General features: G+C 56.4%; 16 protein-coding genes. 5 read left to right on the top strand and 11 right to left on the bottom strand.

Features of this window, described 5'->3' with window-relative positions; genetic code table 11:
• Positions 1 to 22: 22 nt before the first annotated feature.
• The 7 genes from argE to coaBC form a co-directional block, all read right to left on the bottom strand.
• The gene (argE, locus tag ATG98_RS09645; protein ID WP_098422783.1) at positions 23 to 1,213 is read right to left on the bottom strand and encodes an acetylornithine deacetylase; all 1,191 of its coding nucleotides are present in this window, start codon (positions 1,211 to 1,213) and stop codon (positions 23 to 25) included.
• A gap of 13 nt (positions 1,214 to 1,226) precedes the next feature.
• Positions 1,227 to 1,928 (bottom strand): hypothetical protein, encoded by a 702-nt coding sequence (locus tag ATG98_RS09640; RefSeq protein WP_228706076.1) that lies wholly within the window; start codon positions 1,926 to 1,928, stop codon positions 1,227 to 1,229.
• A 26-nt stretch (positions 1,929 to 1,954) separates the two neighbouring features.
• On the bottom strand, positions 1,955 to 2,260 hold the full coding sequence (locus ATG98_RS22355) for a hypothetical protein (RefSeq protein ID WP_228706075.1): 306 nt from the start codon (positions 2,258 to 2,260) through the stop codon (positions 1,955 to 1,957).
• A gap of 50 nt (positions 2,261 to 2,310) precedes the next feature.
• Positions 2,311 to 3,207 (bottom strand): acetylglutamate kinase, encoded by an 897-nt coding sequence (gene argB, locus ATG98_RS09635; protein WP_098420852.1) that lies wholly within the window; start codon positions 3,205 to 3,207, stop codon positions 2,311 to 2,313.
• A gap of 44 nt (positions 3,208 to 3,251) precedes the next feature.
• The gene (locus ATG98_RS22845) at positions 3,252 to 5,918 is read right to left on the bottom strand and encodes a phosphomannomutase/phosphoglucomutase (RefSeq protein WP_098422781.1); all 2,667 of its coding nucleotides are present in this window, start codon (positions 5,916 to 5,918) and stop codon (positions 3,252 to 3,254) included.
• A gap of 135 nt (positions 5,919 to 6,053) precedes the next feature.
• Entirely contained in the window at positions 6,054 to 6,515 is a 462-nt protein-coding gene (gene dut, locus ATG98_RS09625) for a dUTP diphosphatase (RefSeq protein ID WP_098420850.1), read from the bottom strand.
• Positions 6,512 to 7,753: a bifunctional phosphopantothenoylcysteine decarboxylase/phosphopantothenate--cysteine ligase CoaBC gene (gene coaBC, locus ATG98_RS09620; RefSeq protein WP_098422780.1), complete on the bottom strand. Its 1,242-nt coding sequence runs from the start codon at positions 7,751 to 7,753 to the stop codon at positions 6,512 to 6,514. The genes dut and coaBC overlap by 4 nt, the downstream gene beginning before the upstream one ends.
• 174 nt (positions 7,754 to 7,927) lie before the next feature.
• On the opposite strand from coaBC, the gene radC reads away from it, so the two are divergent.
• The 3 genes from radC (at position 7,928) to rpmG (ending at position 9,351) form a co-directional block, all read left to right on the top strand.
• Positions 7,928 to 8,731, top strand: coding sequence for a RadC family protein (gene radC / locus ATG98_RS09610; protein WP_218925854.1), 804 nt, complete (start codon positions 7,928 to 7,930; stop codon positions 8,729 to 8,731).
• Positions 8,732 to 8,947: 216 nt separating this feature from the next.
• On the top strand, positions 8,948 to 9,184 hold the full coding sequence (gene rpmB, locus ATG98_RS09605; protein ID WP_007348365.1) for a 50S ribosomal protein L28: 237 nt from the start codon (positions 8,948 to 8,950) through the stop codon (positions 9,182 to 9,184).
• An 11-nt stretch (positions 9,185 to 9,195) separates the two neighbouring features.
• Positions 9,196 to 9,351 carry a 50S ribosomal protein L33 gene (gene rpmG, locus ATG98_RS09600; protein ID WP_007348364.1) on the top strand — a complete coding sequence of 52 codons (156 nt, stop codon included), beginning with the start codon at positions 9,196 to 9,198 and terminating at the stop codon, positions 9,349 to 9,351.
• A gap of 52 nt (positions 9,352 to 9,403) precedes the next feature.
• Here the strand turns inward: rpmG and ATG98_RS09595 are convergent, their stop codons facing one another.
• From ATG98_RS09595 to ATG98_RS09585, 3 genes are all read right to left on the bottom strand, one after another.
• Positions 9,404 to 10,258 carry an endonuclease/exonuclease/phosphatase family protein gene (locus ATG98_RS09595; protein WP_098422777.1) on the bottom strand — a complete coding sequence of 285 codons (855 nt, stop codon included), beginning with the start codon at positions 10,256 to 10,258 and terminating at the stop codon, positions 9,404 to 9,406.
• Between the two features lie 53 nt (positions 10,259 to 10,311).
• A complete protein-coding gene (locus tag ATG98_RS09590) occupies positions 10,312 to 10,947 on the bottom strand; it encodes a thiol:disulfide interchange protein DsbA/DsbL (RefSeq protein ID WP_098422775.1) in 636 nt (211 codons plus the stop codon).
• A 151-nt stretch (positions 10,948 to 11,098) separates the two neighbouring features.
• Complete coding sequence (locus ATG98_RS09585; protein WP_098422773.1) at positions 11,099 to 11,707, bottom strand: c-type cytochrome; 609 nt, start codon at positions 11,705 to 11,707, stop codon at positions 11,099 to 11,101.
• Positions 11,708 to 11,882: 175 nt separating this feature from the next.
• Here ATG98_RS09585 and yihA point away from each other — a divergent pair, with 175 nt between their 5' ends.
• Positions 11,883 to 12,530 (top strand): ribosome biogenesis GTP-binding protein YihA/YsxC, encoded by a 648-nt coding sequence (gene yihA, locus ATG98_RS09580; protein WP_098422771.1) that lies wholly within the window; start codon positions 11,883 to 11,885, stop codon positions 12,528 to 12,530.
• Between the two features lie 165 nt (positions 12,531 to 12,695).
• Here the strand turns inward: yihA and ATG98_RS09575 are convergent, their stop codons facing one another.
• A complete protein-coding gene (locus tag ATG98_RS09575) occupies positions 12,696 to 13,367 on the bottom strand; it encodes a TetR/AcrR family transcriptional regulator (RefSeq protein ID WP_228706074.1) in 672 nt (223 codons plus the stop codon).
• Positions 13,368 to 13,562: 195 nt separating this feature from the next.
• On the opposite strand from ATG98_RS09575, the gene ATG98_RS09570 reads away from it, so the two are divergent.
• Positions 13,563 to 15,011 carry a coniferyl aldehyde dehydrogenase gene (locus ATG98_RS09570; RefSeq protein ID WP_218925926.1) on the top strand — a complete coding sequence of 483 codons (1,449 nt, stop codon included), beginning with the start codon at positions 13,563 to 13,565 and terminating at the stop codon, positions 15,009 to 15,011.
• Positions 15,012 to 15,051 lie beyond the last annotated feature (40 nt).

Raw genomic sequence — 15,051 nt, 5'->3', positions numbered from 1 at the left:
AAATCTCCGGGCAAAAGGAATATTACAAACAAAACTGCCTCACAAGCTGACGCAGTATGTTCACGGTCGGTGTAATCTGTGATTGCGCCAGAAACTCGTCGGGCTGGTGAGCCTGGTCAATAGAGCCTGGGCCCATCACCAGAGTTTCCAGACCCAAACGCTGCATCCACGGCGCCTCTGTGGCGAAGGCGACCGACCCTGCGGTGTGGCCAGTGAGTTTTTCGCAGGCTGCAACCAGAGCGGCATCCGCTGCTGTTTCAAACGGCGGCACGCCGTCAAATAATGGCTCAAACTTGAGCTTCAGGCCGCGCTCACTGGCCACTGGTGCTATCTTTTCTAAAATGGCCTGGCGCAGAGCGCCCATATCCATACCCGGTAGCGGGCGTAGGTCAAAGTGCAGCTCACACCGACCGCATATGCGGTTGGGGTTGTCACCACCGTGTATGCAACCAAGGTTTAGAGTTGGCACCTGCACGTCAAAGCTCGGATTGCGATACTGCTGCTGCCACTGGGAGCGCAGGGTCAGCAGTTCGCCCATCGCCTGGTGCATGCCTTCCAGCGCGTTGCGACCCAGCTCAGGATTGGAAGAATGCCCAGCCTGCCCCTCAAACACCAGGCGCTCCATCATGATGCCTTTGTGCATACGAATCGGGCGCAAGCTAGTGGGCTCGCCAATCACCGCATAGCGCGCCTTGGGCTTGCCCGCCTCTGCCAGCGCGCGGGCGCCATCCATCGAGCTTTCTTCGTCGGCGGTCGCAACAATGATCAGCGGTTGCTGCAGTGGCTGGCCCACAAACTCTCTGGCGGCATCAATGGCAAGGGCAAAAAAACCTTTCATGTCGCAGGTACCAAGGCCATACCAGCGGTTATCCCGCTCTGTCAGCGTGAACGGATCGCTGTGCCAGCGTTTTTCGTCAAACGGGACTGTGTCGGTGTGCCCTGCCAGCACAAGACCCCCAGGGCCGCTGCCCAGGGTGGCAATCAGATTGAACTTGCCGGGCATATTCGGCACCGGCAGAATTTCTACCGCAAAACCCATGGGCCCCAGCCACTGCGCCAGCAAGTCAATCACACCGCGATTGCTGGAATCCCACTTCGCCGAGGAGCTGGAAATTGATGGCGCTGCAATCAATGCCGTCAACATCTCCAAAATAGATGGCGGCATAACTGCACCGCTCGCAGCACTGTCCGAGACTGCCGTTAACTGAGCCATTGCGGGTTCTCCGTCAATCATTGTTGTTTGAATTCAGCGGGCGGTTACGCCGCCATACCTCAAACCCGGCTACGGCCGCACGCTGCATGGGGTAAGCCACTTCGCCGCCGGCCACCAAACGAGCCACCTCAATTTCATCGTCGGTTACTCGCACCAGGCGACCTGCGACACGATTGTTATTGCGCAGCGTAATCCTGACTTTTTGCCCAAGCCATTGTTCCGCTGCCGCAACAGGCTGCACCAACCAGCCCTCGGCGGATTCAGTTTGCGGCTGTTGCGCCTTAAAAACCGGTTGTTGTGGCGTTGCCGAAGGGCGGCTATCACTTAACAGAAACACATCCGGCACGCTCGCATCGTTATAAGATACGACCGCACCAAGGCGGCTGGATGCGTTGGTTTCTTCCGTATAAATGGGCAATCCCAGAGCCGGTTCGGCTAACCTCAGCGTGGCTTGCAATTCACCGCCCTCGAGCAACCATTGGCGGTACAGTGCCAGCAACTGCGAACTGGCCTGCCAACCCCGGGCCAGAAGCCCCTGACGTAACTGGGCCACCGAACGACCAGCCCATTGCTTGGTTGAAAGGCCAGCCTCGCGAGCGCACCAGGCAGCCACACGTCGCATAACACCGCCGTCGCGCAGGGTGATGTCCAACGAACCACGAGCCAGCGCTTCCTGGGGCGCGCGCCAGTCTACCCAGGCATTGGACCAGTTCAATTCAACACTGCCGAGCTCATCGGTGATTAACTCGGCGTCTCTGCGGCCGGGGTGTGCAACAGATTGATTAATGACAGCGGCGAACGAGTGGTTAACTCTGCAATGAGCACGGCCAGCGGCTGGGTCAGGCGGAAGTCCTGCCACTGGCCGTCTTTTAGCAATAACCGACCGCGCACGCCTGAATGAATTGCACCGCGCTCCAGCGCGCCATAATGGTTCAAGGCCAGCCGCGCGTCATTCATACGCTGATCCGCAAGCCACCAGACACCGCCCTTGTAACCGGCCCAAGCCAGAACGGTTAAAATCAGCAGCCATAACAACAGGCGTTTCATGCCTTCACTCCTTGCACATCGGATCCGTTTTGCAGGTCAGTTCCTGGAGATCAGTTCCTGGAGATCAAGGTACCCACACCCTCGTCGGTGAAGATTTCCAGCAAGCAGGCATTGGCCACACGGCCGTCAATAATGTGCGACGTGCGCACGCCGTTTTCAACCGCGCTTAGGGCGCAACGTATTTTCGGCAACATGCCGCCGTGGATAGTGCCGTCTTCAATCAGGTCGTTGACCTGGCTGGCGGTCAAACCGGTCAGCACCTTGCCCTCTTTGCTTTTCAAACCGGAAACGTTGGTCAGAAGAATGAGCTTTTCGGCCTTCATGGCTTCAGCCACTTTGCCGGCCACCAAGTCAGCGTTGATGTTGTAAGACTTGCCATCCGGGCCAACGCCGATGGGGGCAATAACCGGTATCACGTTGCCGCGGGTGAGCATGTCTATAACGCCCACGTTCACACTGACCACCTCGCCCACGCGGCCGATATCGATAATTTCCGGACGCTCCAGCTCCGGACTGCGATCAACCACTTCCAGTTTGCGGGCGCGGATCAAATTGGCGTCTTTTCCGGTCAAGCCGATGGCCGTGCCGCCCTCGGCGTTGATCAGCGACACAATTTCCTTATTAACCTGGCCGCCCAGCACCATTTCAACGACGTCCATCGTCTGGGCGTCGGTAACACGCATACCGTTCACAAAGCGTGACTCGATATTTAATCGCGCCAGCAATTCACCAATCTGCGGCCCGCCGCCGTGCACCACAATGGGGTTGATACCCACCAGCTTCATCAACACCACATCACGGGCAAAACTGCTTTTAAGGTCCTCGTTTTCCATGGCGTTGCCACCGTATTTGATGACCACGGTCTTACCGGTAAAGCGCTGGATATAGGGCAGCCCCTTGCTAAGTACCGACGCTACCTGAACGGCTGTTTCACGATTCAACGACATGCTTTTGCCTTACTGTTATGAAATTCGAATTTTGCCACGAGGGTTCAGAATGTGGCTTTCAGCTCTGGTGCCACTTGCCGAAGCTGCTCACGAAACACGGTTTTAATGCGCGCCAGCGCCTCCTCGGATTCTGCCTCAAAACGCAGCACCAGCGCCGGTGTGGTATTAGAAGCCCGGCACAGGCCCCAGCCGTCGCCATACTCCACTCGCACCCCGTCAATCGTGCTGATACTGCCGTCACCAAACTCACCCTGGGCACTCAGACGTTCAACGATGCCGAACTTGGACGCTTCGGTGACCTCGATATTCAACTCCGGCGTGCTGATGTCCTCGGGGAAATCCTCAAACACTTCGTCGCTGTGACGGTCTTCAATACCGAGAATCTCCAATAAACGCGCAGCGGCGTAAAGGCCATCATCAAAACCGTACCAGCGCTCGGCAAAAAATATGTGACCGCTCATCTCCCCGGCCAGCAACGCGCCGGTTTCCCGCATTTTGGCTTTCATCAGCGAATGTCCGGTTTTCCACATAACCGGCCGGCCGCCAGCCTGGGATATCACCCCTGCGAGGCGGCGGCTGCATTTCACATCGTACAAAACGTCGGCACCGGGATTGCGCGATACCACATCGCGGGCAAACAGCATCAACAGTCGGTCGGGCCAGATAATGCGGCCGCGATTGGTCACCACACCAATCCGGTCACCATCGCCATCAAAGGCGATGCCCAAGTCAGCGCCCTCCTTTTGGACCTTGGCGATCAAGTCTCGCAGATTCTCGGGTTTGCCCGGATCCGGATGGTGGTTGGGGAAGTCGCCATCAACATCGCAATACAGTGGAATAACGTCGCACCCCAGCTCGTCAATCAGCATAGGGCCCAGCTCGCCGGCAATACCGTTACCCGCATCAACCACCACTTTCAACGGCGCAGCAACGGCGATGTCGCCGACAATGGTATCCAGATAGGCACGCCTTACGTCTTGCGACGACTGGCTGCCATTACCCTGGGCCAAGTTGCCGTTCAGAATGCGCTGGTGCAGTGTTTTAATGGCATCACCAGACAGGGTTTCACCGCCAAGCATGATCTTCAGGCCGTTGTAGTTAGCCGGATTATGGCTTCCGGTAACCATCACACCAGAGCCTGTCTCAAGCTGGTGGGTGGCAAAGTACAGCACCGGGGTAGGCACTGCGCCAACGTGTATTACGTTGCACCCGCTGGCCATAAGACCCCGTGCAACCGCCTCTGCCAGTCCGGGGCTGGAATGGCGACCGTCATAACCCACGCACAGCGTGCTGACGCCCCGCGCCAGGGCTTCGGAACCAATAGCCCGGCCGATCAGTTCAACACCGGATTCGGTCAGGGTTTCGTCAACAATACCGCGTATGTCGTAAGCACGGAAAATATCCGCTGACAACGCCGGTGACTCATCCTGCTCTTCTACATCCGGCAGTGCGTCAGCGCCAAACAGCGGTTCGGCAGACACGCCGCCAAAACCCAGAACGTCTTCGTCGCCATCAAGCATATCCACATCGGGCAGGTCTTTATCCTGGAACAGCGGCTCAGCATCCGCCGTAGGGCATTTTTTACCCGCAGCTGCCGGGCGTCCGCCCTCACTGGCCTTGCTGATACGCTTTTCCACGACCTGAGACAATCGATAAAGCACCTCGGCGAGCGACGCGACTGCATCCCAGTGCAGAGCCGGTAACTTGCTGCGCTCGCCGGAGTAAGCTTTGTGAGCCCATTCGATAACCAGGGTGGTGTCTCGGCGTAACGAGCGCTGCGCGCGGCTCAGCAATACCCAAACCGCAATCGCTGCAGCCAGCAGCGGAACCGCCAGCAGCAGCGCTGCCAACAGAATGTTCACCGGCATTTGCGCTTGCCCTGCGGGCGTGTACGCAATGCTCCAATCCGGGTTTTTCAGGGTCGCAATGCGCGGCTCTCCGCCGCCATTACCCTGATTTAAACCCGTGCCCTGGCTTAAGACAGTGCTGGTGGTTTCTGACACGGTCTGGCGCAGCGCCAAGGCGCCATTATTCTGGCCATCAACCAACAGGGGCTGAAGGCTGGTGGCGTCAAACACCATCAACAAAGTGCCGGCTACGGGATTGTTGCCGGACATTTTCACCGGCGCGGCCAAATGTATGAACCAGCGGTTATCGCGGGGAAAGGCATCCGGAAAAAGCGGGCGACCGGTTTCCGCCTTGCGCGCTAGCTCCAGACCGGCAAAGCCCAGCATCGGGTCGTTGGTGGCCGAGCGCGGAATGGCACGACGTGGGAACAAATAAACGGCGACTACATCCGGCAAGCTGTTCTGTAACTGCTTCGCAGCCTGCGACAGATCACCGCCGCCGCTGACGGCATCGACAAGGCCCGGCTGCGTTGCCAGGCCCTGCACGCTTTGCTGTAGCAGTGACAGGTAGCCGTTAACCCGGCTTGCGGCGTTGTCTGCCGCCGCCTGGGCCGTCACCTCGAACTGGCGCTCGCTGGCCGGCTGCAAAATCAGGAAAAAAACCAGAGCCAAAGCCAAAGCAGTAGCAACAACAACAATCAACGCCTGGCTCAGAGCAACACTGCCCAGTGTTCGCATGCGATTCGCCGAACCTGCGTCCTTATCGGATTTGACAGACGTTTTTTTTGCCCGCATCGAGGGCTTGGCATCCTCAGAATGGTCCGGGGCCTGATTGTCAGGGGTCTTCTTTTTGCCCAGCTTCATGGATCTTTCCTGCGTTTTTCATTGTTCCGGCTCACACTCACTTGCGGGCCTGGTGATTGCTAGGGTCTTGCTAAGCTCATTCGCAAAGTATAGCTGCAAAGCAGCTACTTGGGGCGCTGCTGCCGATCAACAACCCTAGTTGCGGCCGGTTGAACCAAATCCACCCGTACCCCGGTGGCTGCTGTCAAACTCATCAACCACTTCAAATTCAGCTTGCACGACCGGTACCAGCACCAGCTGCGCCAGGCGCTCTCCGGGCTCAACGGTAAACCGGGTTTGACCGCGGTTCCAGCAAGACACCATCAACTCGCCCTGGTAGTCGGAATCAATCAGGCCTACCAAATTGCCCAGTACAATGCCGTGTTTGTGACCCAGGCCGCTGCGCGGGAGTATCAACGCCGCCAGAGCCGGATCTGCAATATGAATCGCCAGGCCAGTACCAATCAGCTGGGTGTCACCCGGCTCCAGCACCAGAGGCTGTGACAGACAGGCACGCAAATCCAGGCCCGCAGAGCCATCGGTGGCATAGGCAGGAAACGCTATGCTTTGGCCAATACGCTCATCCAATACACGGATCTGAAGTTTTTTGCGGGTCATGAAGGTTTCCGGTCAGAATTATTTTGGAGTGCATTCAGGCGCGGCGCAATCAGCGCCACCAGCTCGTGCGCAATCTGCTGCTTGGCACAGGGTCCAAGGTGGATCTGGTCGGCAGCGGTAAATACAGTGACGGCGTTGTTATCGCTGTTAAAGCCCAGGCCAGGCACCGACACGTCATTGGCCACAATCATATCCAGGCCCTTTTGGCGCATCTTGCTGAGGGCGTAACGGGCAACGTCATTGGTTTCCGCCGCAAAACCCACGGTAAATGGCGCGTCTGCCCGCGCTGCCACGGCAGCCAGAGTGTCCGGGTTGCGCACCAGTGCCAGTGTCATCTGGGCGGCGGATTTCTTGAGTTTGTCGCTGGCGTAATCCTGCGGCCGATAATCAGCCACCGCAGCGGTGGCGATAAACAGATCACAGCCCTCATCAACCGCCGCCATCGTCGTTTCAAGCATTTGTTCTGCGGTCATCACCGAGCGCAGGTCTATACCTGCGGGCGGCGGCAGATTCACCGGCCCGCTTACCAGCACAACGTCCGCACCGGCAGCCCGCGCGGCTATGGCCAGAGCGTAGCCCATTTTGCCGGAGCTTCGGTTGCTGATATAGCGTACCGGGTCAATAGGTTCACGGGTTGGTCCGGCGGTAATCACCAGGCGCTTGCCAGCAAACGCACCGCCGGCGCTATTATCGATTTGCGCTTGCTCGTGAGCCAGCGCCTGCATGATCTGCTCTGGCTCCAGCATCCGCCCCAGGCCGTTATCACCGCAGGCCTGCTGGCCTTCCGCCGGTCCCCACAGGCGAATCTGGGGGTCCGCTTGCAGCAACTGCACCACCCGCTGGGTGCGATGATTAGCCCACATGGCCTGATTCATCGCCGGCACCAGGGCAATGGGCACTTCGGCAGCACTGCACACCGTGGCCAGCAGGTCATCGGCCATGCCCGCCGCCAGGCGCGCCATAAAATCCGCCGAGGCCGGGGCCACAATGATCCGTTGCGCCCATTTCGCCAGCTCAATGTGGCCCATGCCAGCCTCGGCTTCCGGGTCTAGCAACGAGGTACGCACCGGCTGCCCGCTCAACGCCTGAAACGTCAGCGGAGTCACAAAAGCCTCAGCGCCACGGGTCATCACCACCTGCACCGAATGCCCCGCTTTTTTTAACAGCCGCACCAGCTCCGCTGTTTTATAAGTTGCGATGCCGCCGGTAACGCCAACAAGAATTTGTGTGCCAGCCATAGGGGCATGTCCTCATGCGTTGCAAAAGCAGTAACATATCACGCCACAGCGCCACAGACAGCCCGCCGCTGAGCACGCCCGGCTTACCAGCGTACTTTTTTTCCAGTAATCTGGAACCAGTTCCCATAAGCAGCGGTTCGAGCCAGCCGCTCTTTCATTTGCAAGGATGCAATCATGAGAAATCCCCAGGCGACATCCAGTTCCGTCAAACCCTCTGCCGAGACCACTCGGGTGCCACCCACCAAAGCAATTTCAGCCGTCGCAGACAGCACCGCAGCACCGTTCGCCAACACAGGGTCAGCGCCATTCGTAGCATTATGGCCCACTGATGAACGCCCCCGTGAGCGCTTGATGGCCCACGGCGCAGGGTCTTTGTCAGACGCAGAGCTGCTGGCCATCTTCCTGCGTACCGGCACCCGCGGTATGCCCGTAATGGAAATGGCCAGGTATCTTTTAGAAACCTTTGGCGGATTGCGCAGCATTATGACCGTGTCCAGCCGTCAGTTCTGCAGCGTGAAAGGCCTGGGTACCGCCAAGTACGCGCAAATGCAGGCGGCCATGGAAATGGCACGACGGGTAACAGACGAACCTCTGCGCCAAGGCGATCCATTAAAATCCCCCGAAGATACCCGGCGTTTCCTGGCCAGCCGCCTGGGCACTTACCCCCACGAAGTCTTCGCCGCCCTGTTTCTGGATAACCGGCACCGGATAATCCATTATCGCGAGCTGTTCCGTGGCACCATTGACGGCGCCGCGGTATATCCGCGAGAAGTGGTGCGCCAGGCGCTGGAAGACAACGCAGCAGCGGTTATATTTGCCCACAATCACCCAAGCGGTGTCGCCGAACCCAGCCAGGCCGACATCGCACTGACCAAACGCCTAAAAGACGCTCTGGCGCTGGTGGATATCAGGGTTCTTGACCATATGGTTGTGGGCCACGGTGAGGTAGTATCACTAGCAGAACGGGGTTTGATGTAGACTTGGGTTAACCAAGCTCGGAAATTGAACAATTTCCCAACAATTTTTTGCGTTGGGCTGCCAGTTCTGGTATAAAAGCGTCCCTTTCTGGCGGCGTCTGGCGAGCTACGTTCGGTTTTTAGACGCGAACAGGGAGCTCTAACTGCCCCCTAGGCAACCAGAGACGCAATCAACGAATTCGATTATTAAGACCATAGCTCAAGGTCGGAGGCAAGTATGTCCAGAGTTTGTCAAGTTACCGGTAAGCGTCCGGTTGCTGGTAACAACGTATCCCACGCGATGAATCACACTCGTCGTCGTTTTCTGCCGAATCTGCAGAGCCACCGCTTTTGGGTTGAAACCGAGAAGCGCTTCGTGAAGCTGCGCGTATCCACCAAGGGCATGCGCATCATCGACAAAAAAGGTATTGACATCGTACTGGCCGATCTTCGTGCCCGTGGCGAGAAATTTTAAGGAGCCATATCATGCGCGAAAAAATCAAGCTGGTTTCATCAGCAGGCACAGGTCACTTTTACACCACCATGAAGAACAAGCGCAACACGCCGGAGAAAATCCAGCTGAGCAAGTTCGACCCGGTTGTACGTAAGCACGTGACTTACAAGGAAGCCAAGATCAAGTAATTGATCTGGCAACCATAAAAAAACCCGACCAGCGAGTCGGGTTTTTTTATGGCTAAGAAGCATCCGGTTTCGGTAGAGTAATGTCCAAAGCAATGGGCAGATGATCTGACATCGGGTAACTGACCACGCCGGAGCTATGAACCTGCAGGCTCGGGCTCACCAGAATATGATCCAGCGCTTTTTCAGGGCGCCAGCTAGGAAAACTGTGAGCGTTTGCCGGCAACGGAATCAAGTCGGTCTGCTTCAGTGGGGTATTGGTCAGCAGCTGCTCCGCATGAGCGTTCATGTCGCCCATCAATACCACGTGACGATAATCGTTGATCAGGTCACTAACAAAGCCCAGCTGGCGCTGCTGGGCCGATTTACTCAACGACAGGTGCATCATGACCAGCAACAGCGGGTCTTCCGGATTGCCGTACTTGGCGACTATCACACCACGGCCGGGAATCAACCCCGGCAAACGGTGCTCTTTTACTTCGATCGGCCGAAACCGGCTCAGCAAACCGTTACTGTGTTGGGCAAACTGTCCAAGATTACGGTTCAGCTGCTGATACCAATAGGGTATACCAGCGGCCTCGGCCAGGTATTGAACCTGATTGATATGGCCGCTGCGCAAACTGCCACCGTCACATTCCTGTAGCGCAATAACGTCGTAGTTACTGAGCAGCGTGGCAATCCGGTCCAGGTTTTCAAAACGGCTACGATTGGGCAACACGTGTTGCCAGCTGCGGGTCAGATAGTGTCGGTATGACGACGTGCTGATACCCACCTGTATATTGAACGTCAGCAGCCGGATGTGGCCATCTTCCGCAAAATCCGGAACGTGGTCCACACCCGATGAGCTGCCACGGGCACCACCTGCGGAGCGCCGCATATCATTCCACTGATTGCGCAAACGCTTATACATAGCCACCTATACTGAAAGAATTCACGGGTCGACTGCTAAACCGCTTCCCGCGCTTACTCGCCGTCGCCGTGTTCCAGGGCAACCAGGTATTCAACCACTTCAATCGCCGCTTCTGGGCTACCGGCAGTAGAAGCAGTAACCAGATACTTGCCATTTACCAGCATAGTCGGTGTTCCGGTCACTCGCGCACCGCGGATTTTGGCCTGAGCCTGTTGCATGCGAGCATTCACGCCAAAACTCTTGTAGTTCTTCAGAAATTCATCTGAATCCACATCGTGCTCGGCAACAAAGTCCGCCAGGGCTTCCTGCGTGCTCAGCTGCCGGCGCTCTACTACCAAAGCCTCGAACAGCGCGTTGTGAACCTTGTCCAGCTCACCCATGGCCTGCAGCGCATAAAACGCGTAAGCGTGGGGCTCCCAGGATTTACCCAAAGCAGCCGGCAAACGAACATAGTCCACGTAGTCTGGCGCGTTGCTTTCATATTCTTCGGATAACGGCTTGAATGAATAGCAGTGGGGGCAGCCGTACCAGAACACCTCAGCGACCTCTATTTTATCGGCCTGATCGGTTCGCACGGGGTTATCCAGCACTTTGTAGTGGGTGCCTTGCTGCCACTCCGCCGCCATAGCGGGTAATGCAATGGCCATAGCTCCCGCCAGTAAGGCGGCCTTTATCACTGTCTTAATCATTCACTGTCTCCGACTTGTTGATTGCGTAAGGTAGATTATGACCACAGACGGCGAGAAAGTTCCATTTACACCGGCGCCAATCGGGTTACCGTCCGGTAAATAACAAAAAACCCTGCTTGAGCAGGGTTTTTTACTAAAACAACTATCTAACTCAGTTAAGCCCAGAAACATAGCTGGCGACAGCTTCAATTTCAGCATCGGTCAACTTGGACGCAACGTCCATCATGATCGCTGCGTTACTGCCGTTAGCACGAGTACCGTCCTGGTAGGCGTGCAACTGCTTGGCCACGTATTCCGCGTTCTGGCCACCCAATGCCGGGTAACCACCAGGCGCGTTGCCATGCCCTTGCGGGTTGTGACAACCGGCACAGGATGGAACACCCGATGCCATATTACCGCCGCGATACAAGGCCTGACCCTGAGCAACCAAATCCGGATTAGCCTGGTTTACGCCCCTGTCCTGGCTGTCGAAATAGGCCGCAAGATCCTGCAGATCCTGATCGGACTTACCCGTTAGCTGACCTGTCATTTCAACAATGACACGCTGATCTTGCTGGATGGCAACCAATTGGTTGTGCAGATATTTTTCACCCAAACCCGCAATTTTCGGGTACAAGCCCATTATTGGCTTCGCGCCACCCTGGCCATGACAGGCCTGGCATGCTGCTGCGTTCTGTTCACCTGCTTGAGGATCTCCTGCCCCGTGCGCCATCGCTGTAAGGCTGACACCGAGAACAACTCCTGCGATCAGTTTCTTCATGCTCGCTCCGCTTCTCTCATCTTAAAATATTCTTGGTTGTGCAGCCGTAAGGACTGGACCGTTCAGGCACAATACCGGGGCTGAAACTGCGGACACGTCAAGCGCACCGCCCGGAATTGGTGTAGCATTATACATTAATTCCTGCTAACTGAAATCCAAAGGAAAGCCAATAGCCGTGGACTCTGATCTGACTCAAAAAAGCCTGTCTTTCAATAGTGCCCGATTTATGGTCAGCGCGTCGAAGCTGAACGAATGCCCGGCGGATATTGGCGCAGAAGTCGCTTTTGCCGGCCGCTCCAACGCCGGCAAATCCAGCGCATTGAACACTATCACCGTAAATGGCAAACTGGCGCGAACCAGCAAAACCCCCGGGCGCACCCGGCTTATCAACTTTTTTTCGCTAAACCGGGAAAATGCCCGGCTGGTAGACTTGCCCGGTTACGGTTATGCCAGAGTGTCTCGTGACATGAAAGACGACTGGCAAACCCACTTGGGCCATTATTTGAACGATCGTCGCTGCCTGCGCGGTTTGGTGCTGGTCATGGATATTCGCCACCCCTTGACCGAATTCGACCAAACAATGGTGCAATGGTGTCAGCACAACGACATGCCGCTGATGATTCTGGCGACAAAGTCCGACAAACTGAAATCTGGCCAAGCTAAAACGGCCATGCTGGGCATTCGCCAGAAGCTGAACGAGTTCAGCTGCGTGCAGCATTTAATCATGTTCTCCTCCAGCAACAAAACCGGCCTGGATGAATGCCGCCAGGCACTGACTCAGTGGCTGGAAGCAGAGCCGGAAGCCACTACCGAAGAGCCGTAAGCTGCTGCGTAATAATAACCCGCGCCTTCGACGCAAGCCAGACATGAAAAAAGCCGGCCTAAAATAATTCAGGCCGGCCAACGTCAGGGTTTGCGACGTGCTAAAACCTGAAAGCACCCTCCTTGAGCTTCCAAACAAACACGGGAAACGTCCGGATTCCCCATGTCAGTTGATTTGATGCGCCGTCTGGCAAAAAGTTCCCGGGCGATAAGTTTCCCGCAGTGCCAGTACCGGTTCGCGATATTCCGGAGTCACATGGGGCAGTTCCAGCGTCAACACCTGATAAATACCCTGCTTCAACTCTGCCAGCGATAATACCGCTGACTCTTCGGTGGCGTGAACGGTTTTTAGATAAGCCATCCAGTTGGTAATCACCAGCCAGACATTCAGCGCCATGGCGGACCGCAGCGGCTCGGGACGCGGCGTAATAATGCCTCCGCTGGCGAGCTGGCTAAAAATACCGTTGATCGCTTTTAGGCAGCGGCCGGTAAAATCGCCGTAGCCGGCCCGTAGGCGCGGATCTGCGTCCAGCAGCGATTCTAGATCGCGGTGGAAAAACCGGTATTGCCACAAACCGTCAAACACCGCCTCCAGATACCAGGCCAGGTCTGCCAGAACCAAAGGCTGACTGCCGGGTGCGGCCAGGTAATAATCAACCTGCTGCTGATAGGCTAGAAACAGCTCGTAAACAATATCGGCCTTGTTGCGGAAGTGGTAGTAAAGATTGCCAGGCGAAATCGCCAGTTCTGCTGCAATGTGGTTGGTGCTTATGGCGCGTTCACCACTTTGGTTAAACAGCTGCAGACTGGTCTGCAGAATTCGGTCTCGGGTTTTCATAAAGTCGCCAAAAATCGAAAAATCAACGCTCACGCAAACGTCAGCGGATGCAGCAGGCGCGTCTGTTTACGCCGCTTGACTCACTAGAGTATATACTCTAATAATGAATTTTAACGTAACCAAAGTGCGTTTTGCACTGACACACAGGGAGTCTTTCTAATGGGCGCAACCGCCGCTGCAAAGAACACCAACAGTATGGCAGCAGACACGGAAAACCCGGCAGAGAATAGCGCCGAGCAAATTGGATATACCCACGCCGTTTTCCAAAAACAGCAGCAAGCGTTTCGCGCCCAGCCCATGCCGACAGCCGACGAGCGCCGCGACAATCTGAATCGATTGAAGCAGGCGCTGCTGAGCTGGCAAGACCTGCTCATAGCGGCCATTGACAAAGACTTTGGCTGCCGTTCGAAAGATGAAACCCTGATTGCCGAAATTATGCCGTCTGTGCAGGGCATCAACTACACTCTGAAGCACCTCGACGGCTGGATGAAACCGTCTAAGCGCCACGTATCCATGCTGTTCCGCCCCGCCACCAATCAGGTGCATTACCAGCCTAAAGGTGTGGTGGGGGTGATTGTGCCCTGGAACTACCCGCTTTACCTGGCCATCGGGCCTTTGGTAGCGTCGCTGGCCGCGGGCAACCGCACCATGGTGAAAATGTCGGAGTTTACCCCGCACACCTCGGCGTTGATGAAAGAGCTGGTGGAAGCCACCTTCGATGAAGATCAGGTAGCCGTTATTTTGGGGGACGCCAAGGTCGCTGCGGACTTCTCCGAGCGGCCGTTCAACCATTTGCTGTTCACCGGTTCAACCTCGGTAGGCAAGTTAGTGATGCAGGCCGCGGCCAAAAACCTGACACCGGTCACCCTGGAATTGGGCGGCAAGTCACCGGCAATTGTCGCAACCGACGTGCCGCTTGCAGATGCAGCCCAGCGGATTGCCTTTGGCAAGGCCTTTAACGCTGGCCAAACCTGCGTAGCACCAGACTACGTGCTTTGCCCTGCTGACCGGGTGGCTGCTTTTGTTGAGGAATACCGCAAACAGTTCAGTTCCATGTACCCGTCACTGCGTGACAACACCGACTACACGGCGATTATCAACCAGCGTCAGTACCAGCGCCTGCAGGGTTATCTGGACGACGCTCGCAGCAAAGGCGCGGAACTTGTCGAGATCAACCCCGCTAACGAAATTCTGGACGCCGCCAGCCACAAATTACCGCTGACATTACTATTGAACACAACGGCGGATATGCGGGTAATGCAAGACGAAATATTCGGCCCCATTCTGCCTGTGGTAGTTTACGAAACTCTGGACGACGCCCTGCACTTTATTAACGATCGCCCGCGCCCGCTGGCCTTGTATTACTTCGGTTACAACCAGGAAGAACAGCAAAAAGTCGTGGCCAACACCCACTCCGGCGGCATGTGCATAAACGACGCGTTGATACATGTAGCGCAAGACGACCTGCCGTTCGGTGGCATAGGCGATTCCGGAATGGGGCATTATCACGGCAAAGAAGGGTTTCTTACCTTCAGCCATCAGCGTGGAATTTTTACCAAGCAGAAGCTTAACAGCGGCAAAGTGGTGTACCCACCCCACGGCGGTGTTGCCCACAAGCTGATCTACAAACTGTTTATTCGCTGATTCAGTTGCGCCCGGTTCGTCGCGAAACATTGCTGGCGCT

It is taken from the genome of Marinobacter sp. LV10R520-4, assembly GCF_002563815.1.
Taxonomy (GTDB): domain Bacteria; phylum Pseudomonadota; class Gammaproteobacteria; order Pseudomonadales; family Oleiphilaceae; genus Marinobacter.
The sequence above is the reverse complement of the archived record's forward strand: the minus strand, read 5'-3'. Positions and strand labels throughout refer to the sequence as shown.